This window comes from Oscillospiraceae bacterium, from assembly GCA_035353335.1.
GTDB lineage: Bacteria > Bacillota > Clostridia > Oscillospirales > JAKOTC01 > DAOPZJ01.
In genome coordinates, this window is record DAOPZJ010000003.1 from 69,754 (window position 1) to 92,378 (window position 22,625).

A 22,625-nucleotide genomic window follows, 5' to 3' on the forward strand; every position below is an offset into this window, starting at 1 on the left:
AGCGACCGCATCGCCGAGGCCAAAGCCGCTCTCTCGGCGGTAACTGCTGCGCCGTTTGACCTGACCGTCGGCGGAGCGGGGAAATTCGGCGACATCTATTGGGCGGGCATCGAAAAAAGTCCGGCGCTCTCTTCGCTCGCGGATTCTGTGAGAATCGAACTTCTGAAGCGAAACATTGACATTGATGCCAAACCGTTCAAGGCGCATATCACGTTGGCAAGGGAAGTGCAGGCGAAAGACGTCAAACTGAGTATCCCGACCGCCTCCATGACCGTCGGCCGCATCTCCCTGATGCGCTCCGACCGAATCAACGGCAAACTGACCTACACCGAGGTGTTCGGTAAAGGTTTATAACGATTCAATTTAATGTAATAAATATAAATCTATAAAATCCCATCACAGCCCCTGGCATTGCCACTCAGCGTATGCTGAATATCAATTCCAAAGGCGATCTCACTCGCCTGAGACAGGCGAATATCACTGAAAAAGCCCTGCGGCAGCAGAGCTTTTTTCTGGCTGGAGTGGGTGGATTCCATCGCGCTTCGCTTGGAGGGCTGAAAAACAGTCCCCCGGACTGTTTTTGGTCGCCATTTGCTCCCTTTGATCGCACATCGCTCCCACGCCCTGGTTCAAATCCACATCATAATAACTAATGCTATAAACAAAAAAGCTCCTGTTAGGCGCTTTTTGTTTTTGGCTGGAGTGGGTGGATTCCATCGCGCTTCGCTTGGAGGGCTAAAAAACAGTCCCCCAGACTGTTTTTTGGTCGCCATTTGCTCCCTTTGATCGCATATCGCTCCCACGCCCTGGTTCAAATCCACTTCATAATAACTTATGCTGTAAACAAAAAAGCTCCTGTTAGGCGCTTTTTGTTTTGGCTGGAGTGGGTGGATTTGAACCACCGAAATGCGGGAGTCAAAGTCCCGTGCCTTACCGCTTGGCTACACCCCAAAATCGCCGCTTTCGCGGTAAACGGAATTATATCATTAAACTGCGGATTTTGCAAGGAGTTCATAGCGACTTTGCACTTATTCACCGCACCGTCATAAAATGAAACAGGAAAGGAGGCGATATTATGGAAAACCTGCAGCAACAGGAAATGCAGGATATGCCGAATGCGGACGGTAACGAATTTTCAGCCCAAAGAGATCAGTCCATGAATAACAGGAATGTATGTAATCGGTTTGCAAATACTTTGGGTGGAAATGTAACGGAATTCGACGGTGATCTCTGCGAAGTATCCAAAATGAGAAATTTCGGTGTGATTATTAACGGAAGACCATCAAAAGCCGCCCGGGATATGATGTTCTCATATGAATCAATGGATCGTCAGGGTAGAACGTTGAATCTTGCCGAAATCGTGCTTCGTCAGGAAGAAGTAAGATCCTTTATGAACAGCATGAACAGTCAGGGCTTGAATGTCACCGCACTTCACAACCACCATATAAACGATAGCCCACGACTGTTCTATATGCATGTGAATTCGGTAGAAGAACCCGCCGCTTTTGCTCAAAAAATGCAGCGCGCCATGAACAACTTCTAAACGCTTTAATTATTCTGTTATATAAACGATAATTGTCCCCCTTGTTTTCTTAACGGGGGGATTACATATTTCATTTCATTTAATACCGCTTTTCTGCGTGATATCATTTGCTTTCCACTAAACTTCCGATACTCCGTATTCATAGGTGTCCTGCCAAATCATACACCCGTTTTTATCGGTTTTAAACCAGATATTCTGCCGCAAATGCCCCTCGCGGTCCATGCTCAACCGTTCAAGCAGCCGCCATGACCGCTCATTTTGCGGATTACACATTGCAATAATCCTGCGTGTGTCTTGATATAGAAAAACATCATCTATCAATGCTTTAATGCATCAAAAGTATATCCTTGCCCAAAAATCCGAATTGAATACATATACCGGTTCCCCGGTTTCAAAATTTTGTTCGGACAAGTACAGATTACTGATCAGCTTTCCGTTTTTTTTAAACAAACCGCCCGAAAATGCCTCGTCATCCGCGCGCCGCGCCGCCTCCCGCTCATCTTGTTCCCGCGAAAACACGCCGTACGGCTCAAACCGGACGACTTTTTCGCGTGATAAATAATCGTATAAATCTGCCCCGTCCTCGGGTCGGAATCTTCTGATGATTAACCGTTCCTTCTCCATGCTGGTTTTTCCTTTATCTTAATTGCAAACGGGCATTGATCTCGTCAAGATCGATTCCGTTTCAGGAAGTCAAACGAAGCACTCCGCTATCGGGTAATTTTATCGCTTGTCGATGTGACGGCTATGTATTTGCCCGAATCATATTTTCTCAATTATACCGTGGTATCGGTCCAACCGCAACCACCTGCACACCGCGCGTTATACAAGCCAAAAAAATTTCCTTGACAAAATTCCGAGATAATCCTTATAATATCTCGTATTCTGACCACGGAGGCGGCTTTGTACGGGAAAAGTCAATGTGCTTGTCCCCGCATATTTCCCCGATTTCAAGTGTAAATGCGGTGATTGCCGCAGTGTCTGCTGCAAGGGCTGGGGCATCTCACTCTCCGAGGCCGAGTATTTTCGGCTGCTCGGTCTTTCATGCTCCCCGCAGCTGCGCCGCACATTGGACAGCGCGTTTTATATCGCTGACCGCCCCACCCGTGAGGCCTATGCCTTCGTCTCCCCGTCATTCGAAGGTGCCTGCCGTCTTTTGGGTGACGACGGTTTTTGCACCTTACATCAGGCCTGCGGTGAAAGCATTTTGCCTTCGGTCTGCCGCCTATATCCGCGCTCTTTTAAATCGGGGATTCAATTTGAGGGCTGTTGTTCCGCAAGCTGTGAAGCCACCGTCGAGTTATTAATCGACCAAACTTGTCCGTTGCAATTTTTCTTCGTTGAACGGGAGCTTTCCGCCGCGCCCCCGATACCGAATCAGAACGTTTCAGCCGCAGCCGACCTGCGCAGCCGCTGTATCACAGCGATGCAAAATCAATCACTCTCTCTGCGCGAGCGCATCATTTTGATCGGATATCTCCTGCTCAACCCTCAGCCGATTCCGTTTGCGCAGCATCAGACACCCGATTTTTTGCAAACCGCCGAAAAGCTGATTTCGATTTTTAAGGGGATCAGCCCCAACATCGCCGAATACGGAGAAAAAGCGCTTGCCGCAGTCGGTTTGCCCGGTTCCGATCTCCAACTCTCGTCCGCGCTTTGGCTCAAAGCCTTGCGCCGCGCCTATACCGTTTTGCCCGACTGCGACGATTATTTTGAAAACCTGATGGTCAATCACCTGTTTTATGAGCAGTTCCCCGATATCCCCGCCTGCAAAACCCCACGTGACGTCTATATCTCGTTTTACTCCGCCTGGACCCTGGTCCGTTTTATCGGAATTTGCCTCTGCGAGAGCAAATCCGCTTTTGTCGACGCGATCGCCGCCGCTTTTCGCTATATCGAGCACTCGGATTTTTACCGAAATGCCGCTTTGATTCTGCGTAATGACCCCGATGGTTTCCGCCCCGACGACATCATGCCGCCCTCAAACGCGTCGTAATTCGCTAGGGCAGAGGACAGATTGAGATACCGCACCTTTTCGCTATTCGCTATTACCTCTTGATCTCCCGCCGCGCGGTACCTTACCTATTCATTATTCACTATTACCTATTACCTTACAATGTCTCTCGCCGCAACAGCGGCGCGCCTATGTCCGCTCGTATAAAAACAGATTCCCTTTTTTCCCGACATGCCTGACTGCGCCGACATGAACAAGCACATTCAGTGCCGTCTGCCCTAACCGGTGATTGCGCTTGACTGCCTCGGCGTAATCTTTTGCGGTAAACTGGGCGGGCAGCCCCTCAGGTATCAATTTTTTATAATCTTCGATATCCTGAATATAAAATTCCTCTGTCAAATCATTCGGAATGCGTTCACAGCGCGACGACCCTTTCTTTTTATCCTTGCTCCACCCGTTCAGAAAACGGTATTCGGTAAATTCGAGCAGCACCAGACAAAGGTGCAGTTTGGAGTTATCCAGTTGCATCTTGATTTTATAAAGCTCCGGGAACGCGTCGTATACCGACCCGATCTTGGGGCTTTTTCGTTTCGGCGTGGTTTCTCCGGTCTCACCATCGATCCAGCATAGCCATTTTCGATACGGAATCGGGTAGACTACGGTCACATCGGCAATCTTCAAAAAGGCCTCGAGTTTATTGCGAAGCACATAAAAATCCCGTGTTTGAATTTCAAAAATACCCAGCTCGCCCAATACTACATCGGCGAAATACCGCCCGAATTTGATCTCGCAGATGCCGCCGTCCAGTTCAAAATAGCGCTTCAACACCGCGTGCAGCGTCTTTTCCGAAAGGGTCCCGATCCCGTTTTCTTCACGTGCCCCCTCGATAATCTCTTCGCACGCCGTCCTGAACCGCTCTTTTTTGGCCTCTCCGACTCCCGAAACCCCTTTTTCCTTTACCATTTCCGCTCTTTTCTCCAAGCGGCATTCACCGCCGATCGTATAGCAGGGGCGTACTGCGTCGCCCGCCTATAAATTCTATCGAAAATATACCACATCTCCCTTGTCCTGTCCACACCTGAACACGGCCGCTTTTATTTCATTACCCACGCTTGACATAATTGCTCATATTTTGTATAAAATAATGGAAGAAACCGGATTTTAAAAAATCCAAACCGGATAAAAAACACATAGGAGACCTAAAATGATTCTTCTGTCAAACGAACCCGGTGAAAAATCACCCGGCAGGAACTTTAAAAACTACAAAAAACCGGCGCTTTGGATTATCGGCGCCTTGGCTGTACTGATCATTACTGCCGGCGTCATCTATCTTCCCGACGCGTTGAAACCGCCGATAACCTCGAATATATCCGAACCGTCCGGTACCATCAGTACACCGGATACCGCCAAAACCCAAATGGGCAAACTGCTGACAAAAGACCTCGGTTTTCAGTTTTTAGGCAGTGCGGACGGAAGCATCTCTGACGCCCAGATGGCCGCTTACGCGGTGGTCACAATGAAAAATTACAACTGGGAAACAGGGAATACCCGCGAGGAATATGACGCAGTAACCCTGAAGCATTTTAATAAAAAGCTGACCGATTATACCGAAAACGGTATGACCGAAGCGCTCCCGGGCAGCACCGACCGCATCCGCGCCGTCGGGTGGGGTTATGAATCCAATTATCACGCCGTGCCGCGTTCTTTGACGCAAGCGGGCGAAAACCGCTATGTCGGGCAGTTTTATTGCCTGCATGTGCCTTATTCCTTTGATGAGGGCTGGACTTATACGGACGAACAGGCCGGGTCGATGCTCTCAGAGGGCAATTGGGCACCATTCGTTCAATACGGGCGCACTTTTAACCTGCTTGAAGTCACATTTAAGGTCGGCTATGAAGCGGACGGCACCGCTTACCCCATCTACGAGAGCGTCAAAATTCTTCAAACCGGTCTTTCCTCCCCGCTTTCATCGCAGTAACCTTTTTATCAGCTTTCATTCATAAACCAAAATACAACAAAACCACGCGGTTTTTTTTAAGAAAACCGCGCTTTCTTTTGTTGATAAGCTCATAACAGGTTAAAAATTCTCCTTATGGAGAGGTGGTATGATTCATACGTTGTTCATGACAGGGTGGTTCTTCTTTGCTGTCGATGCGAGTAACTTTATCAATCAAACAGCTTCTCAAAATCAACCACGCGGTCAGCGACCTCGGCGATGAAATTTTTGTCGTGTGACACGAAGATCACGCTGCCCGCGAAATCCGTGATGGCCTTCTTGAGGCGCGCAATGCACTTGACGTCGAGGTGGTTGGTCGGCTCGTCCAAAATCAGCAGCGTATACGGCTTAAAGATCACGCGGCAGAGCTTGATCTTGGCCTGTTCGCCGCCCGAGAGTTGTGAAACCGGCTTGTTGATCAGCTTCGCCGAGAGTCCGCATGAAGCCAGTGCCCGCCTGATCTCGACGTCCGCCACCGACGGGTACCACTCCTTGACGTATCGAAACGCCGTCCACTCAGTCTGATCCCACACACTCTCCTGCTCGTAATATCCTACCGTCGCTTTGGAGTGGAACAAAAACTCGCCCGAAATGGATGGGATCAGCTTGCACACGGTCTTTAAAAAAGTCGTCTTTCCAATGCCGTTAAATCCGGTGACGGCGACTTTTTCCCCGAGTACGAGCCGCAGATCGATCGGCGGCAGCAGCGCGAAATCGTATCCGACCGAGAGCTTTTTAGTCAGTAACACCTCGCGCCCGGTGATCGGCTGATATTTAAACGAGAAAGTCGGCTCCGGGCTGTCCGTCGGCCTGTCGAGGACGTCCATCTTCTCCAGTTCCTTGCGGCGGCTCTTTGCCATCTTCGAAGTCGACGCGCGCACGATGTTGCGGTCGATGTAATCCTGCAGCTTCTCAATCTGCTTCTGCTGGCTCTCGTAATCCTTGATGTAGGCGACGCGCCGCTCCTCTTTGAGTTTTGCAAAAGTCTCGTAGTCGCCGCCGTAGCGGGTGATTTTGCCGTGTTCGATATCGCAGATGCAGTTGGTCACACGGGTTAAAAACTTATAGTCGTGTGAGACGATCATGTAAGTCCCTTTGAAATTGTTAAGATACTTCACCAGCCATTCGATGTGCTCAATGTCCAAAAAGTTCGTCGGCTCGTCGAACAACATCACGTCGGGTTCTTCGAGCAGCAGCCGCGCCAGCATGACCTTTGCGCGCTGACCGCCCGAGAGCTGCGCGGCGGGTCTGTCCAGCCCGAACGCGTTCAGACCGAGCCCGGCGGCGGTCTTTTCGATTTTCGCCTCCAGTCCGTAAAACCCGTCACGGTCAAGAATCTGCTGCCATTCGCCGCATTGCGCGGTCAGTTGCGCGATTTGTGCCTCGTCCCTGCAATCGGCTATTTCGGTGAACGCCTTCTGCATATTTGCGTTTGCTTCGTAGGCCTCCGAAAACGCCGTACGCAGAAACTCGCGCACCGTGAGCGCCGAATCGATGGCCAGCAGCTGGTCTATGTAGCCCAGCCGAAGGCGGTGGTTAAATTTGATCTGTCCCTTGTCGGGCAGCAGTTTACCCGTCAGCATGTTGATGAAGGTGCTCTTTCCCGCGCCGTTCAGGCCGGTCAGGCCCATCTTATCGCCGCCGAAGAGCTCCATCTCCGCATTGTTGAAAAGCGGTGCGTCCCCGAAGGTATGGCACAGCTCTTTTACTTCCAATACACTCATTCGTATTATCTTTCCTTTCGAAGAAGGAGGGATGTTATGGCCGTATTATATGCACATTAATTTTTATAGTTTTATATAGAGAGGCCAAAACTCCGGGGTCGAAAATCTAATTTCGACCTTCAATTCCTTATAGTAGGCGCGGTATAGATTCGGCAGGGGCTTTTGTCGTCTCCGACGCCCTGCGCCAGATACCGCCAGCCGTATTTTTCATAATAACTCGTATGGTCGGTGCATATATACACCGCTTCGAAGCCGCTTTTGGCGGCTTCGAAGCGCGCGAATTCGAGCAGTTTTCCGCCGAGATCCTGCCCGCGCGCCGCTTTTTCCACATACAGCGCACAGACATAGGGAAACAGGTCGGTGCGGTCGACAAAGTCATTTTGAATCAATCCGCATCCGCCGACAATATTCTCATTTTCATCTGCGGCGACAAACCACTTCGGAAGCGGCCCGCCGTTTTCGTTCATGTCGGCAAAACTCTGTTCATACGCTTCACGCGCAATCCCCCATTTCGAGGCAAACCAACCGACCGCTTCATTCGTGAACTGCGGTCTGTCGGCAACACTAAATATCGTAATCATATCAATTTAAATTGCTACCGCTCGCCGGGAACAGAGCAAAATTCCGAAATTCTTTTCATACTGTTACCACTCACCCATGATCATTTTTCACCCTACACGCGCCTATGTTATCATAATCATGGTTTTTTGTCAATTCTGCTTGCTCTTTCACCCCAAATCTTTTATAATATTCTCAATTCTGCGTGGAGGTTTGACCATGAAAAAAATCGCATTTATCGGAGCCGGAAGTTTCGGCTTTACTCGCGGCCTTGTCCGCGACCTATTGACCTTTGACGCGTTCAAAGACGCGAATATCTGCCTGATGGACATCAACAAAGACCGCCTTTCTTACAGTGAAAAAGCGGCCCGGAAAATCGTCGCGGCAGGCAATTATCCGGCCACCATCACCGCAACGCTCGACCGCGCCGAGGCGCTCAAAGGCGCCGACGGCATCGTCATCACCATTTTGGCGGGCGGCCCCGAGATTTTCCGTACCGACATCGAGATCCCGAAAAAATACGGCGTCGATATCAACGTCGGCGATACGCGCGGTCCGTCGGGCATCTTCCGTTTTCTGCGCACCGCGCCCAAAATGCTCGAGATCCTGCGCGACGCCGAAAAATATTGCCCGAACGCCATCGTGTTGAATTATACCAATCCGATGGCGATGCTGTGCCGCTATCTGCAGAGCCAGACCAAGATGAACGTCACGGGCCTTTGCCATAGCGTACAGGGCACCGCGAGCATGCTGGCCCGCTGGATCGGCGCGCCGATGGACGAGATTACCTATACCTGCGCAGGCATCAACCATCAGGCGTTTTACATCGATTATAAATGGAACGGCAAAGATGCCTATCCGCTGATTAAAAAGGCGATGGAAAAGCCCGAGGTTTATAACGAAGAACTGGTCCGCAACGAGATGTTTTTAGCGCTCGACTATTATGTCACCGAGTCCTCCGGCCACAACTCCGAATATAACGCTTGGTTCCGCAAACGCCCCGATTTGATCGAAAAATACTGCACCCACGGCACCGGTTGGAACCCCGGCGAATACGCCTATATCCTCAAAGAATATTTCAAGCGCGAAGAAGACGGCAAGTGGATGAAGGATATGGATGACTGGATGGCCGAAGAAACCGTCGACCTCAAACGCGGCAACGAATATGCCGCCGCGATCTTCAACGCCATTTTCGGCGACCATACGCCCTATGAATTCAACGGAAACATCCGCAACTTCGGCGTCATCGACAACCTGCCCGAGGGCTGCTGCGTTGAAGCGCCGGTGCGCGCGGGCAAGGACGGCATTAAACCGTTCAGAGTCGGCAAACTTCCCGACCAACTTGCGGTACTCGTCAACACCAGCGCCCGCTGCGAAGAACTCGCGGTGCAGGGATGTATTGACGGTGACAAGCGCAAGATCTATCACGCCATCCTGTTTGATCCGCTGACCTCCGCGGTGCTGTGCCCCTCCGAAATCCAAGCCATGGTCGATGAGATGTTCGAAGCCGGAAAGGCCTACCTTGGCTACTTTAAATAGAATTCAAGTACAAACTAAAAATTTTAAAAATATAAAGTGAAATATCCTTAAAAAACAAGGGCGAACCACTGTGTTCGCTCTTGTTTTGTCATCATGAGCGGAGCGCAAAATACAGGAGTCGAAGAATCTCGGTACCACCATGCTTAATGAAGAAAAACCCTCGGTATTGTCACTTTAAACTTCTTTTTGCACTTTACCCTTGCAAAGCCTTTTTCCGCTGCGTTAAATTCGGTCTTTTAAAAACACGCACACATTGTCATTCCGGTCACAGGTGGCGAGCGCGATCATGATCACGCTCGCCGCATTCAGTTTCTTCAGCTCCTGCATCAGCCATTGCTCGTCCTTGCCGATCTCCCCGAGATTTTTATATAAAATTTTCCCGTCGATGATCAGCTCAACTTTCAGCGTATCCTGCGGCGGCTTCAGGTTCATATCCTGCGGTGTCAGCGGGCGCTTGTCCGCAGCCGGGAGAAAGCTGATCTCGCCGTTCGGTTCCAGCAGCGCCGTTTGAATGTCGGAGAGATCAAAATACCCCGCGGAGCGGACGCGGCACAAAAACTCGTTAATATCGATTCGTGCGTGCTTAAAATTCTCCATTAAAAATTTACCGCCGTCAAATAATATAGCCGGTTTTCCCGTGATGATTTTCCTGATCCAAATGGATTTGTCCGTCAGATAAGAAGTGAGGATGGGTACCAATCCGAACACGATCATTGCGGTCAGCGGGACTTCAAACTCCTTAAACCCCGATACCGCAAGCTCTGCGGCGATTGAGCCGATCGTGATCCCGTTGATGTAATCAAAAACCCCGAGCTGTGAAATCTGCCGTTTTCCCATCAGCCGGGTCAGGGCAAATAAAACAACCGATGCAATCAACGCCGTTCCGGCCGCTTTTAAAATCTCTCTCATCAGCTTCTAATCCTTTCAAGGTGTTCTCCGGTCATTATTTCCGAAATATTTTGAAATATTTTCAGAAATCTCTTGACAAGGATTTATTATTAATATATAATCCGAATAGAAATTGATTCCGAGAGGAAGGACGGACCATGAACAGGCGAAACACCATTCAGCGCGATTTGGTTTTGGAAGCGGTCAAAGCGCTCTCCAACCACCCGACACCGGAACAAGTCTATGTCTGTGTCAGCGCCCGTTTTCCCGGTATCAGCAAAAGCACCGTATACCGCAATCTCAATATCCTGTGCGATGACGGCGCTCTTCTGCGCATTCCGATGCCGAACGCCGCGGAACGCGTGGATCACAACATCGCCCCGCATTACCATGCGATCTGCCGCAATTGCGGCTGTGTTTCCGATGTCAGCATGCGGGCACCAGATTTGGCCGTAAATCCGCCGAAATGCAAAAATTTCGTAATCGAAGATATGGAGATTATTTTTACGGGAATTTGTGCGGATTGTAAATTGCAAATTGCAAAATAATTTATTTTAAAGGAGAGAATTGAAATGAAAGAACTCAAGGGCAGCAAAACCGAAAAGAATTTGATGGCGGCTTTCGCCGGAGAATCCCAGGCGCGCAACAAATACACCTATTTCGCTTCCAAGGCGCGCAAAGACGGTTATGAGCAAATCGCGAACATTTTCGAAGAGACCGCGGGCAACGAAAGGGAGCACGCGAAAATCTGGTTCAAACTGCTGCATGACGGCGGTGTCCCAGCTACTACAGAGAACCTTGCCGACGCTGCGGCGGGCGAACACTACGAGTGGACCGACATGTACGCCGGTTTTGCCAAAGACGCGCGCGAAGAGGGTTTTGCCAAGATCGCGGCTCTGTTCGAACTGGTCGCCAAAATCGAAAAGTCTCATGAGGAACGCTACCGCAAACTGCTTTCCAACATCGAGGGCGGCGTCGTGTTTTCCAAAGACGGTGACACGGTCTGGCAGTGCGGCAACTGCGGCCACATCGTGATCGGCAAAAAGGCCCCCGAGGTCTGCCCGGTCTGCGAACATCCCCAGTCGTTCTTCGCCGTCAGATGCGAAAATTATTAAAATAAAACCACATTGAAAAAGCGCCTTTCATGGGCGCTTTTTTATTCCCAAAAATACGGACAGCTATGATTCTACTGCATAAACAACCGGTCATCAATAATAGAATAGGGCCGCAGTACGGATGAATTCTTACTTGCTTTGCATCGCCTCAACCTGTCGTTTTTATTGCCGCCTTTTTCCGAAATCATATTTATCTCCGGTTTTTCGGGCTTTACCGCCGTAAAATCTCTTTTTAAAGGAATACTGTTTTGTAAAATTCGCGCATATTTAAAGTGTTGACAACCATCATAGGCGATAGTATAATGATTTTCGTCAATCGATTTTTGCCTGCGATAAACCCTTTATTTATATAATTCTATTTGGAGGAATCATTAATGGTATTCAACAAAATCCGCGAGATCATCTGTACCCAGCTCGACATCGAACCCGACAAAGTCACCATGGACGCCAGCGTCACCGATAATCTCGGCGCGGATTCTCTGGACTTGGTTGAGCTCGTGATGTCCATCGAGGAGGAATTTGACCTCGAAGTCCCGGATTCCGAGATCGAAAACCTCAAAACCGTCGGAGACATCGTGCGCTACATCGAAGCCAACTCCTGACTCAATTCGTTTAACAAAGGCGTCCGGCAATCGGGCGCTTTTTTGTTTATTTTTCCTTCTTGCCTACCTTTAACAAGGGAGGCAAAGTCGGAAGCGTGCGCTACGTTGCAAACGCGATGCAGGTTCTTAACGCGTTTGAGCCGCGGGAAACGTTTCGGTGGTTTCCCGATAGCATCAATGCCGGTCGTTTGTTGCATATATTGCCATTTTACTATATAATAAGGATATTCAGCGGATCGGAGGATGTTTATGAAAATTTTGGTCACGGGCGGCACCGGATTCATCGGCAGCCATACCATCGTCGAACTGTTAAACGCCGGTTACGAGGTCGTCAGCGTCGATAACTACAGCAATTCTTCCCCCACGGTCAACGACCGTATCCGGCAGATCACCGGTAAAAATTACGACTTTTATATGGTCGACGTCACCAACGAGACCATGCTCTCGACGATTTTTGCGCAACAAAAGATCGACTGCGTCATCCATTTTGCCGCTTATAAAGCCGTCGGGGAGTCGGTTTCGAACCCGATGAAATATTATAAAAATAACCTCAATTCCTTGCTTTCGGTGTGTTCCGCGATGCAAAAGAACGGCTGTAAACAACTCATTTTTTCTTCTTCCGCGACCGTATACGGCATCCCGAAATCGGTTCCGATCAGCGAAAATTTCCCGCTCTCCGCCATCAATCCCTACGGTCAGACAAAACTCTTTTCCGAATTGATGCTGCGCGAAATCCAGGGCGCAAACCCCGGCTGGTCGGTAGCTTTGCTGCGCTATTTCAACCCCATCGGCGCGCACCCGAGCGGTTTGATCGGCGAAAGGCCCAACGATATCCCGAACAACCTCCTGCCTTATGTGTCGCAGGTCGCAGCCGGAATTTTGCCGCGCCTGCAGATCTTCGGCGGCGATTACCCCACCCGCGACGGCACCGGGGTCCGCGATTATATCCATGTCGTCGATCTCGCGCGCGGCCATGTCGCTGCCATCGGCAAACTCACGGGCCGCAGCGGCGTCTATGTCTATAACCTCGGAACGGGCCGCGGCGAATCGGTGCTCGAAATCGTGCATGCGATGGAAAAGGCCTCCGGTAAAGAGATCCCCTATGATATCGTCGGACGCAGACCCGGGGACAGCGCCGAGAGCTACGCAGACCCCGGGAAAGCCGAGCGCGAACTCGGTTGGAAAGCTCAATACGACCTTGAAGATATGTGCCGTGACGCCTGGCGCTGGCAGCAATACTGCAAGGATCACAATCTTTAATGATTTTTATGAGCTGCAAATACGACATCAACCGCATTCTGGAGAGTGACCCGGCGGCAAAAACCGCAGCGCAGGTCTATTTTCTCTATCCGGGTTTTCGGGCGGTGCGCCGCCATCGGGTCGCGCACTGGCTCTATGAACATAAGCTTTACTTTCCGGCGTTTTGGTACGCCAAGACCACCCGCCGCCGCACCGGCATTGAAATCCACCCCGCCGCTAAAATCGGAAAAGGCCTGTTTATCGACCATGGCATGGGCGTCGTGATCGGCGAGACAGCCGAGATCGGTGACAACTGCACGCTCTATCAGGGCGTGACGCTCGGCGGCACCGGAAAACATACCGGTAAACGCCACCCGACATTAGGCGACAACGTAGTGGTCGGAACAGGCGCAAAAGTGCTAGGCCCGTTCAAGGTGGGCAATAACTCTAAAATCGCAGCGGGCGCTGTCGTGCTCGAAGAAATTCCCGAGAACTGCACCGCCGTCGGCGTCCCCGCGCGCATCGTCAAACGGGACGGCCAAAAAATCGTACAGGACCTCGACCAGATTCACATCCCGGACCCGGTCGCGCAGGAACTCTGCCGCCTGCAAATCGAGATCGACAACATCAAAAAGGAACTAAAGAAATGAAACTCTATAATACCCTAACCGCCGTAAAAGAGGAATTTATTCCGATTGAGCCGGGCAAGGTCAGGATGTACACCTGCGGCCCGACCGTCTATCATTTTGCCCACATCGGCAATCTGCGTACCTACATCATGGAGGACGTGCTCGAAAAGTACCTGCGTTTCGCAGGTTACGAGGTCACACGCGCCATGAACATCACCGACGTCGGCCACCTCTCGAGCGATGCGGACACCGGCGAGGACAAAATGCTCAAAGGCGCGAAGCGTGAACATAAGAGCGTTATGGAGATCGCGCAATTCTACACCGACGCGTTTTTTGCCGACTGCAAAAAGCTGAACATCAAAAAGCCCGAAATCGTCGTGCCCGCGACAAACTGCATCGACGAATTCATCAAGATCATTTCTTCTCTGATTGAAAAGGGATTTGCCTACGAGACCGGCGGCAACATCTATTTCGACACTTCCAAACTCGAAGAATATTACGTCTTTAATAAACAGGACGAAAAAGACCTCGCCGTCGGCGTGCGCGAAGGCGTTGAAGAAGACGAAAATAAGCGCAATAAAACCGATTTCGTATTGTGGTTCACCAAATCCAAGTTCGAAGATCAGGAACTCAAATGGGACAGTCCGTGGGGCCTCGGCTATCCGGGCTGGCACATCGAGTGCTCCTGCATCAGCATGAAAACTCTCGGCGAGCGGCTCGATATCCACTGCGGCGGCGTCGACAACATCTTCCCGCACCACACCAACGAGATCGCCCAGAGCGAGGCGTATTTGGGCCGCAAGTGGTGCAATTACTGGTTTCATGCGCACCACCTGAATACAAATGCAGGGAAAATGAGCAAATCTTCGGGCGAGTTTCTGACCCTTTCCGTCTTGCAAAAGCAGGGCTATGACCCTCTTGTCTACCGTTTCTTCTGCCTGCTTTCGCACTACCGCAAAACCCTGATGTTCTCCGACGAGGCGCTCGACAATGCCGTCTCCGCCTACGATAAACTCATTTGCAAAATTGCGGTCCTTAAAAAAGAGGGCGCAATCGACGAAACCGCCGTTGAAAAATTCACCGCCCAATTTTCCGAGGCGATGGAAAATGACCTTAACACCTCGCTCGCGGTCACGGCGATCTACGATGTGCTCAAATCTGAATCAAACGGCGCGACCAAACGCGCTCTCCTCGCAAAATTCGATACGGTTCTGTCTCTCGGCCTGCTCGAAGCCGCCGAAAAACACGCCTTATCCCAAGCCCCCTGCGAACGCGGTGACGATGCGGATATCAAGACACAGATCGATCTGCGCGCGGCCGCCAAGAAAGCCAAAAACTTTGCCGAAGCCGATCGCATCCGCGACGACCTTAAGTCCCGGGGGATTCTCCTCATCGACACCCCCCAAGGAACGACGTTTTCAAAAATTTAAAATTGTTCCCCGCACGTTTAGAAAGGACTCTTACTTATGCTCTTGATGTTCGACATCGGAAATTCCAACATCACCATCGGCGCTTATGAAGGGGACAACCTTTTGTTTGTGTCGCGCCTGCAAACCGACACACGCCGCATGACCGACCAATATTTCGCCGAAATCCGCGAAATTTTAAAACTGCACGAAGTGACCTTGCAGGCGGATGGCGCGGTCATCAGTTCGGTAGTTCCGCAGCTGACTTCTGTGTTTGCCGACGGTATCCGAAAATATCACGGTGTCGAGCCGATGGTCATCGGCGCGGGCCTTAAAACAGGGCTCGATATCAAAATCGAAAATCCGGCCCAGATGGGCGCGGATATGGTCGCGTCCGCTGTCGGCGCGCTGACCGAATTCAAACCGCCGATCATCATTTTCGACCTCGGTACCGCCACCAAGGCGACGGTCGTGTTGTCAGGCAACCGTTTCATCGGCGGCATGATCGCCCCGGGGGTTCAGATTTCGCTCGACGCGCTCTCCTCGCGCACAGCCCAGCTGCCGCACATCGACTTGAAAAAGCCCAAAAAGGTCATCGGAGACAACACCATCGACTGCATGCGCTCGGGTATGATCTTCGGCACCGCCGCAATGATGGACGGCATGATTGACCGCATGGAGGAAGAACTCGGTCAGAAATGCACGGTCGTCGTGACCGGAGGGCTCTCCGACACCATCTCCGGCTGCTGCCGGCATGCACTCAGCCTGCGCCCGAATTTGATCCTGCAGGGTCTTTTGACCATCTACAACATTAATACATTGTCAAAAAACCGCACATAGGAACGAAAAATATCGGTTGACAGGCAAAAAAAACTCCATATAATAAACTCATACGGAAAATCGTCTTACAGACATTTTTGTTGACGATTGATCCACGACCGGACGCCTGTCCGGACAGCGTCCCACCGCCATCCATAGCGGGGGACAGCAAGGAGGAATTTTCATGCGCAATCAAAAGGTATCTTATCTGACGCGCCTTGCGGTGCTCGTCGCCATCATCGTCGTGCTGACTGTCCTGAACATCGGGTTTATTCCGATCGGGCCGATTGTCGCGACGATTTATCATCTGCCGGTCATCATCGGCGCAATCATTCTCGGTCCGACTGCCGGTTTGATTCTCGGCGGATTCTGGGGACTGCTCGGTTTCATTCTCGCGCTGACGGGCAGCACGACCGATATTGTGGCGCTCACCATCATCCAGCAAAGTCCGCTGATCTATTTTGTAATCGCGTTTTTCCCGCGCCTCGTCATGGGCGGTCTTGCGGGTCTGACCTCACGAGGTTTTGAGAAGGTGTTTAAAAAGCGCCGTTACCTCGGTTATGCGTTTACCGGCGCACTGGGTTCATTGTACAATACGATTTTTTACCTCGGCGCGCTCTGGCTGCTCGCCGCTCCGGTGATCGCAGATATTTATAAAATTTCGCTTACCGCCGTCGGCGGCGTCGTCATCGGCGTCGCGACCACGAACGGCCTGGTCGAGGCAGGCGTCGCCGCGATTCTGGTCTCGGCAATCTGCACCGCTCTGACAAAGTTTCTTCCCTATCAATCGACACAGAAAGAAAAAGCCTGAACCGATAAAACAAAACCCCTGCGAACCGATTCTTCGCGGGGGTTTTAAAATGGCCTGTCCGGTTCATCCATATCAGTTAAGGAGGTCTCCCGTGGGAAAAATCTACAAGCTGTTCGTCGTCGACAAGCTCGGTGTCTTGGACCGCATCGTCGGTATCATCCGCCGCTGCGGTTGGAACATCTCGGTGCTGATCACCTTTGAGGCCGAGCCGGGAAAATCCGTCATGATCATCAAGCTCGACAAAGGTCAGATCGACGACGCGCTGACCAAGCGGCTCGAGGATATCGAGAGCATCTACAGCATCGCCATCGAAGACGACACCATCACCCGAAAAATCGCAGAATTGGGGGTTTAAATATGCTTGTTTTAGCCATCAATCCCGGTTCGACATCCACCAAAATCGCGGTCTTTGACGAAAACCAGCGCCGGATCGTCGAAAAGACCATCTATCACAATACCGCCGAAACCGGCGTCCATAACGGCATTTTGGCGCAAAAAGACATGCGCATGCAATACGTCCTCGACACGCTTAAAGAAAACGGCATCACCCCCGAATCGCTCACTGCCGTCGTCGGGCGCGGCGGCATTCTCAAACCCATCGATTCGGGCACCTATCTAGTCAACGAAGCTATGATAAAAGATCTGAAAAGCGCTTCGGCGCTCGTGCACGCGTCGTCGCTCGGCGGCATCATCGCGTTTGAGATGGCGCAGAATTACGGTATGCCCGCCTATGTGGTAGACCCGGTCGTCGTCGACGAGATGGACCCCTGCGCCAAGCTCTCGGGCATTCCGGGCATTGAGCGCCGCAGTGTCTTTCACGCATTGAACACCAAACAGGTCGCCCGCCGCGCCGCAAAAGAATTGAATATCGACTATGAAAACGGCCGGTTCATTGTGGCGCACATGGGCGGCGGGATCACGGTCGGCGCGCATATGTACGGCAGGGTGATCGACGTCAACGACGGCCTTGCGGGCGAGGGCCCGTTCACCCCCGAACGCTGCGGCGCAATTCCCGTAGCCCGCATCATCGATATGTGCTACTCGGGCAAGACCAAAGAGGAGATGATGCGTTTTGTCTCGGGCGGCGGCGGTCTCTCCGCTTACCTCGGGACAAACGACCTGCGCGAAGTTGAGCAGATGATCAAGACCCAGGACGAATTCGCCGCTTTGGTGATGGATTCGATGGCCTATCAGGTCGCCAAGGAGATCGGCGCGATGTCGGCGGTGCTCGAAGGCCGCGTCAACGCCATCGTCCTCACCGGCGGGCTTGCCTATTCGAACCGTTTTACGGGCGCCATCAAGCGACGAGTTGACCTCATCGCCCAGGTGCTGGTCTACCCGGGCGAAGACGAGATGCTCGCCCTCTCCTCCGGAGCGCTGCGCGTTCTCAAAGGCGAAGAGCGCGCAAAAGAATATAAATGGTAATTATAGATACCGAAAAGTAGGGCGGGACGCATCGAACCGCGTTCGTTTCATCCCGCCGAAAAGGCCGACTTTGGCGGCCTTTGTTTTATCATCCTGAGCGCAGTCGAAGGATCTTGTTATCAACAAGTGCACGGGGAGAAGTTTCAATAAGCCTTTATGAGTCCATTCCCGGAGTGTCGCGGGCGAAATACTTCGGAACTGACTTTATAACCTCTGCCTGTGCCAATATTTCCGTTCCAGTCCCCGATACTGTACTGCCTCGGCAATATGGTCGGGCTTGATGGCCTCGCTTTCGTCGAGGTCTGCAATGGTGCGCGCCACTTTGAGCAGTCGGTCATGTCCGCGCGCCGATAACCCCAGCCGGTCGAACGCGCGGTGCATCAGCTCGTCTGCTTTCGGTTCAAGCGCGCAATATTGCTCGAGCAGGGCGGGAGTCATATCTGCGTTGCTTCGGACGGCGCCGCCGAACCGTTCCCTCTGAATCTCCCGCGCCTTCAAGACGCGCTTTGCGATTTCCGCGCTTTTTTCTTCGCCCGATTTCGAGGAAAGCTGTTCGTATTCCACCTGCGGTACCTCAATATGGATGTCGATCCGGTCGAGCATCGGCCCGGACAATTTCGCCAGATACTTTTCGACGGCGCTCACTGAGCAGATGCACTTCTTGCTGGGATGCCCGAAAAAGCCGCAGGGGCAGGGGTTCATCGCTGCAACCAGCATCATGTTGCATGGAAACCGCACGCTGCCGCTTGCCCGCGAGATCATCACCGTGCCGTCCTCGATCGGCTGGCGCAGCACTTCCATGGCCTGCCGGGAAAACTCCGGGAACTCGTCCAAAAACAATACGCCGTTATGCGCGAGCGAAATCTCGCCGGGTCCCGGAATTTTGCCGCCGCCTGAAAGCCCTGCGGTCGAAATCGTGTGGTGCGGCGCCCGGAAAGGCCTCGTCTTGATCAGGCTTGCGCCGCCGTGCAACTGCCCGGCAAGGGAGAAAATCTTCGTCGTTTCAAGCGACTCGTCAAGGGTCATCGGCGGCATGATGGTCGGAATCCGCTTTGCCAGCATACTCTTTCCGCTGCCCGGGGGCCCGATCATCAGCACGTTGTGCGCACCGGCCACCGCGATTTCAAGCGCCCGTTTGGCTTCATATTGCCCTTTGACTTCGGAGAAATCCAAAAATGCGCTTTCTGAAGTATTTTCATCCAAGAATACGGCGGATTCAATCTGCGGCCCGCCTTTTAAATGCGCATAAATCTGATTGACGCTTTTCGCCGGATACACGGTGATGCCCTCAATTGCGCCGCCCTCGTCGCGGTTGCCTTCGGGGATGAACACGTTTTGATAACCAGCTTCCCGCGCCGCAATCAGCATTCCGACAATGCCGCGCACCGGGCGCAGTTCACCGTCAAGAGAGAGCTCACCGATAAAGGCGTTTTGTTTGGCGTCGAATTCGATCTGCCCGCTGTCAGCCAAAATCGCCATCAGAATCGGCAGATCATAGACCGGTCCGGCTTTTCTGACGTCGGCGGGTGAAAGATTGACCACATAATGACCGATCGGCATCTCAAACCCGCTGTTTCGTATGGCCGCCCGAACCCGTTCTTTCGATTCCTGTACGGCAGCATCGGGCAGTCCGACGACGTCAAACGAAAACATGCCTCTGGCATAATCCGCTTCTACCCGGACTACATAGCTGTCCATCCCGAAAGTGCCGAAAGAAAAAACAGAGAACAAATTTTTCACCCTCCCGTATCAAGCCGATAATTATTATAAAAGTGAACAGCGGTATTTGCTGCGAGAAGCAGATTGAAAAACGCCGCGATTAAGTCTTTTGCGATGCGCAGACTGTATCTTTTTCATTCATCCTTTTTCCGTTTCAAAATCCATTTCGTAATCTCCGAAAACGGAAGTACGCAGACCGCGGCGGCAAGTGCCAAAAACGGGTAGGGAGCTCCTGGCTCAAGCAGCAGATATCCAAACAGCGCAAAAGCCCAAAAAGTTCCGGTTACCGATATTAAGAGCCCTCTGTTTGAAAAGATTGCGCTCCCGAGAAGTGTCTTTTCATCACAAAAGCACAGCCCGGCAATGCAGGTGCCGCAGGCAAGGGCTATAAAACTTCCGGCTCTTTCGGAACCTGCGCCCAGAAACGAACATCCGATCGAGGCGCCGGTTAAGTAAATCGAAACCAAAAGCGCATGCATCGCAGTACGTCGGTTGTATTTCGCGCCCGGACTCACCAACACTCCTTTAAACTCCTGCCTCTGTATTTTCGGAATCAACAGAAACTTTACCGCAGCGAAAACGAGCAGCGCAGCCGCCTGTTCAAATGCTGCTCTTCCGGATAAAAATATTATAATCAACGTCGAAAAAATCGCACCCGCGGCGGCTGTGCCGAACAGCGCACTGTTTTTTACGGCTGTGATACAGCGCCGGGACTTTTTTACCGCATCCGAAAATTCACGGTTGGTATCGGCTGAAAGCACCAGCCCGGCGTGGTTTCGGATCATATCGCAGGCGTCGGACGCCGCTACCCCCAGATCGGCAGCTTCCAGAAGATTATTTTGGGCGCATTCCGAACCAATCACCGAGACGTTTTCCCCGCGCGACCGGCAGCTCTTGATAATTTTGATGCAGTCGCGCACCGAACAGTCCGCATAAGCTCTGACAGCAGGGTCGGCGATATTTGCCTCGCTCGCCGCTGCTACTTTTTCGTCAGCGCACAAGACGCCGAGCGCTCGCCCGTAGGCCTCGGTCACCGTCTTGCTTTTCGCCGTCAAAATAACCGGAGTGATCCCGTTTTGATAAAGGTCGTCACAATATTGCGTCAATCCGGCTGAAAGTTCGTTTTGAACGGCAATCATTCCGGCTGCCATAAATCCCTCCGGTTCCGATTCGGTGTCGGCGCGCAGTTTTTTTACGGCAACAACGATGACCTCCGCAGCGCCTCTCTCCATGTCCGCAGCGGCTTCTCTGGCATCGAGCAGCGGTTCGTCACAGTGGATTAAAAGAGTTTCCGCGCTTCCGACCGCGACCGCGAGCTTCACTTTACCGTATATAACCGCAGCCGCGGTGATCTCACCGTCGCTCGTCCCGAGCGCCCGGTTAAAATCCGAAAACAATTTAAAAAGACCGCCGTTTTCCTCAACCGCAGTCAAAATTGCCTTGGTTTTTGCGTCCCTGCCGCGATAGACCGGAACATCGTCACCGTCAAACTCACATCCTAATCCAAGCGCCGCAAGCCGAAGCACCGCTGCCTGATCTTCATCGTTCGGGTCATAATTTTTAGCGCCTAACTGTGTCCATACCTTGACGACTCTCATTCGCTTTTTGGCGTATAATACATCGATGTCCGAGCAGACCATCGAAATTTCGGCACATTTCTCGATATCCGCGGGATTGCGGAAGGTCATCCCGCTCCCGGCTGATTCAAGCGCCTCGGCGCAGAGGCCGGAACGCATATCCGCTGCAGGCCCAAAATTCAACGCAATTCCCACCGCAAGAAAAACCGTAGAAAACGCTCCGGAATAAGTCAGGGCATCGGGGAAAAACTTCGGAAGCAAAAGCGCCGCCGTGCCCAAAATGGATGCCGTCACCGCAAACGTGGTTTGATTACTGTAAAACATCTTTTCAAGAGGCGAGCGTTTTTCGGGAGTCGATACTGTCCTGGAACGCAGCCGCGCGAATTCGGTGCGTTTTCCGGTTTCGGTCACGATCGCCAACGCGTTGCCCTCGGTCACGCCACAGCCGCAATAAATCATATTGGTGCGCTCGTCAATCGGATCATCCTCGCGCACCGCCGACATTTGATCTTTTTTAGTGAGTCTTCCCACGCCGAATAATGCCGATTCGTCACAGAACAGATTAGAACTTGCCACAAGCCGCGCATCCGCCGGAATCACGTCTCCCGCTGTGACGAAAATCAGATCTCCCGGCACCAAAACCTCGGCATGGGCCTCAAGACGATTTCCGTCCCGAACCAGCGTCGCCCGCTGCCGTATCGAGCCCGCCAACTGCATCCGGATCTGCCGCTCGCGTCCGTTTCGAATCAGAGAAAATACCAGATCCGTTAACGCAACGGCCACGATCAAAACCGCCCAAATCGCCTTTCTGTCCGCAATCGCGCAAAAGGCCGCCGCGACGGCGAAAACCAACGTCCCCGGGCGCAGCGCAGCTTTTAAAATCGGGTTTTTATCCGGCTTCAAAGCCGGTTCATATCGGTTCCGCCCATATTTTTTGGCACGCTGCCTCGCCGCCGCCGAAGTCAGTCCCACGGCGGTGTCGGTCTTGAGCTGAGAAGCGACCTCAGAGAGCGTGATATCATGCCATCCCATAAAGGCCTCCTTTCGACAGTAGCGGCGGCTGCCGCAAACAAACGCGGGA

The 22,625-nt window shown here is 52.0% G+C and carries 24 protein-coding genes and 1 tRNA gene; 15 read left to right on the top strand and 10 right to left on the bottom strand.

Features of this window, described 5'->3' with window-relative positions:
* Positions 1-354, top strand: a 354-nt coding sequence (locus PKH29_01470; protein HNX13507.1) for a 2'-5' RNA ligase family protein, incomplete at its 5' end; no start/stop codon positions are given.
* Between the two features lie 29 nt (positions 355-383).
* Here PKH29_01470 and PKH29_01475 read toward each other — a convergent pair.
* Both PKH29_01475 and PKH29_01480 read right to left on the bottom strand, forming a co-directional pair.
* Positions 384-536, bottom strand: a complete 153-nt coding sequence (locus PKH29_01475) for a hypothetical protein (protein HNX13508.1) — start codon at positions 534-536, stop codon at positions 384-386.
* Positions 537-875: 339 nt separating this feature from the next.
* Positions 876-951 (bottom strand) — tRNA-Gln (locus tag PKH29_01480).
* Between the two features lie 124 nt (positions 952-1,075).
* Between PKH29_01480 and PKH29_01485 the strand changes: the two genes are divergently transcribed.
* Complete coding sequence (locus PKH29_01485) at positions 1,076-1,543, top strand: DUF1259 domain-containing protein (GenBank protein ID HNX13509.1); 468 nt, start codon at positions 1,076-1,078, stop codon at positions 1,541-1,543.
* 117 nt (positions 1,544-1,660) lie between these two features.
* Here PKH29_01485 and PKH29_01490 read toward each other — a convergent pair whose 3' ends face one another.
* The gene (locus tag PKH29_01490) at positions 1,661-1,816 is read right to left on the bottom strand and encodes a GNAT family protein (GenBank protein HNX13510.1); all 156 of its coding nucleotides are present in this window, start codon (positions 1,814-1,816) and stop codon (positions 1,661-1,663) included.
* Positions 1,817-1,876: 60 nt separating this feature from the next.
* Positions 1,877-2,167 (bottom strand): GNAT family N-acetyltransferase, encoded by a 291-nt coding sequence (locus PKH29_01495; protein HNX13511.1) that lies wholly within the window; start codon positions 2,165-2,167, stop codon positions 1,877-1,879.
* Positions 2,168-2,465: 298 nt separating this feature from the next.
* Between PKH29_01495 and fliB the strand changes: the two genes are divergently transcribed.
* Entirely contained in the window at positions 2,466-3,539 is a 1,074-nt protein-coding gene (fliB, locus tag PKH29_01500; GenBank protein HNX13512.1) for a flagellin lysine-N-methylase, read from the top strand.
* Between the two features lie 147 nt (positions 3,540-3,686).
* Here fliB and PKH29_01505 read toward each other — a convergent pair whose 3' ends face one another.
* The gene (locus tag PKH29_01505; GenBank protein HNX13513.1) at positions 3,687-4,460 is read right to left on the bottom strand and encodes a hypothetical protein; all 774 of its coding nucleotides are present in this window, start codon (positions 4,458-4,460) and stop codon (positions 3,687-3,689) included.
* 241 nt (positions 4,461-4,701) lie between these two features.
* Here PKH29_01505 and PKH29_01510 point away from each other — a divergent pair, with 241 nt between their 5' ends.
* Positions 4,702-5,475 carry a hypothetical protein gene (locus PKH29_01510; protein ID HNX13514.1) on the top strand — a complete coding sequence of 258 codons (774 nt, stop codon included), beginning with the start codon at positions 4,702-4,704 and terminating at the stop codon, positions 5,473-5,475.
* A gap of 188 nt (positions 5,476-5,663) precedes the next feature.
* Here PKH29_01510 and PKH29_01515 read toward each other — a convergent pair whose 3' ends face one another.
* Together PKH29_01515 and PKH29_01520 are read right to left on the bottom strand one after the other, a co-directional pair.
* A complete protein-coding gene (locus PKH29_01515) occupies positions 5,664-7,217 on the bottom strand; it encodes an ABC-F family ATP-binding cassette domain-containing protein (GenBank protein ID HNX13515.1) in 1,554 nt (517 codons plus the stop codon).
* A gap of 119 nt (positions 7,218-7,336) precedes the next feature.
* Positions 7,337-7,798, bottom strand: coding sequence for a GNAT family N-acetyltransferase (locus PKH29_01520; protein ID HNX13516.1), 462 nt, complete (start codon positions 7,796-7,798; stop codon positions 7,337-7,339).
* 196 nt (positions 7,799-7,994) lie between these two features.
* Between PKH29_01520 and melA the strand changes: the two genes are divergently transcribed.
* Complete coding sequence (melA, locus tag PKH29_01525) at positions 7,995-9,314, top strand: alpha-galactosidase (protein HNX13517.1); 1,320 nt, start codon at positions 7,995-7,997, stop codon at positions 9,312-9,314.
* A 222-nt stretch (positions 9,315-9,536) separates the two neighbouring features.
* Here the strand turns inward: melA and PKH29_01530 are convergent, their stop codons facing one another.
* A complete protein-coding gene (locus PKH29_01530) occupies positions 9,537-10,223 on the bottom strand; it encodes a DUF421 domain-containing protein (protein HNX13518.1) in 687 nt (228 codons plus the stop codon).
* Between the two features lie 137 nt (positions 10,224-10,360).
* On the opposite strand from PKH29_01530, the gene PKH29_01535 reads away from it, so the two are divergent.
* The 10 genes from PKH29_01535 to buk all read left to right on the top strand — a co-directional run bounded on the left by PKH29_01535 (position 10,361) and on the right by buk (position 18,248).
* The gene (locus tag PKH29_01535; protein ID HNX13519.1) at positions 10,361-10,750 is read left to right on the top strand and encodes a transcriptional repressor; all 390 of its coding nucleotides are present in this window, start codon (positions 10,361-10,363) and stop codon (positions 10,748-10,750) included.
* Between the two features lie 24 nt (positions 10,751-10,774).
* Complete coding sequence (locus PKH29_01540; GenBank protein HNX13520.1) at positions 10,775-11,317, top strand: rubrerythrin family protein; 543 nt, start codon at positions 10,775-10,777, stop codon at positions 11,315-11,317.
* Positions 11,318-11,691: 374 nt separating this feature from the next.
* Positions 11,692-11,919, top strand: a complete 228-nt coding sequence (acpP, locus tag PKH29_01545; GenBank protein ID HNX13521.1) for an acyl carrier protein — start codon at positions 11,692-11,694, stop codon at positions 11,917-11,919.
* Between the two features lie 249 nt (positions 11,920-12,168).
* Positions 12,169-13,179: a UDP-glucose 4-epimerase GalE gene (gene galE, locus PKH29_01550; protein HNX13522.1), complete on the top strand. Its 1,011-nt coding sequence runs from the start codon at positions 12,169-12,171 to the stop codon at positions 13,177-13,179.
* On the top strand, positions 13,179-13,808 hold the full coding sequence (gene cysE / locus PKH29_01555; protein ID HNX13523.1) for a serine O-acetyltransferase: 630 nt from the start codon (positions 13,179-13,181) through the stop codon (positions 13,806-13,808). Before galE ends, cysE begins: the two co-directional genes overlap by 1 nt.
* Complete coding sequence (cysS, locus tag PKH29_01560) at positions 13,805-15,217, top strand: cysteine--tRNA ligase (GenBank protein ID HNX13524.1); 1,413 nt, start codon at positions 13,805-13,807, stop codon at positions 15,215-15,217. Before cysE ends, cysS begins: the two co-directional genes overlap by 4 nt.
* A gap of 36 nt (positions 15,218-15,253) precedes the next feature.
* Positions 15,254-16,033: a type III pantothenate kinase gene (locus PKH29_01565; protein HNX13525.1), complete on the top strand. Its 780-nt coding sequence runs from the start codon at positions 15,254-15,256 to the stop codon at positions 16,031-16,033.
* Between the two features lie 163 nt (positions 16,034-16,196).
* Positions 16,197-16,823 carry an ECF transporter S component gene (locus tag PKH29_01570; GenBank protein ID HNX13526.1) on the top strand — a complete coding sequence of 209 codons (627 nt, stop codon included), beginning with the start codon at positions 16,197-16,199 and terminating at the stop codon, positions 16,821-16,823.
* Between the two features lie 91 nt (positions 16,824-16,914).
* A complete protein-coding gene (locus PKH29_01575; GenBank protein ID HNX13527.1) occupies positions 16,915-17,178 on the top strand; it encodes a hypothetical protein in 264 nt (87 codons plus the stop codon).
* 2 nt (positions 17,179-17,180) lie between these two features.
* Positions 17,181-18,248 (top strand): butyrate kinase, encoded by a 1,068-nt coding sequence (gene buk / locus PKH29_01580; GenBank protein ID HNX13528.1) that lies wholly within the window; start codon positions 17,181-17,183, stop codon positions 18,246-18,248.
* 204 nt (positions 18,249-18,452) lie between these two features.
* Here buk and PKH29_01585 read toward each other — a convergent pair whose 3' ends face one another.
* Both PKH29_01585 and PKH29_01590 read right to left on the bottom strand, forming a co-directional pair.
* Positions 18,453-19,979 carry a YifB family Mg chelatase-like AAA ATPase gene (locus PKH29_01585; GenBank protein ID HNX13529.1) on the bottom strand — a complete coding sequence of 509 codons (1,527 nt, stop codon included), beginning with the start codon at positions 19,977-19,979 and terminating at the stop codon, positions 18,453-18,455.
* Positions 19,980-20,101: 122 nt separating this feature from the next.
* Positions 20,102-22,576, bottom strand: coding sequence for a cation-transporting P-type ATPase (locus tag PKH29_01590; protein HNX13530.1), 2,475 nt, complete (start codon positions 22,574-22,576; stop codon positions 20,102-20,104).
* Positions 22,577-22,625 lie beyond the last annotated feature (49 nt).